General features: G+C 38.1%; 1 protein-coding gene. It reads right to left on the minus strand.

Going from position 1 to position 268, the window contains the following annotated elements; genetic code table 11:
* Nucleotides 1-268 (minus strand): hypothetical protein (locus tag SB772_RS41530; RefSeq protein ID WP_410838715.1); only part of this gene is annotated, 268 nt, incomplete at both ends.

Below are 268 nucleotides of genomic sequence, written 5' to 3' on the forward strand. Positions count from 1 at the left end.
TCTGTGCGTATGCCTTCTAATTTAAGAGCAGTTTTCTTATCATTTAGAGTATGAGTAACCTCTACACCAGACTCAGTACGTCCAGCCGTAAGCGGTGATGCGCCAGTGACAAAACCTTCATCAGTATCATTATAATAAGCTTTAGCAAGCGTATTTTTCTTATTATCAAAATCAAGCTCAATACGTAGTGCGTTACCTTCAACATCACTATCAGTCAATTCTGTCGCGTTGATTTGATTACTTGACTGAAAATTTGGATTCTCAGCTT

This window comes from Paraburkholderia sp. SIMBA_030 (assembly GCF_046535245.1).
GTDB lineage: Bacteria > Pseudomonadota > Gammaproteobacteria > Burkholderiales > Burkholderiaceae > Paraburkholderia.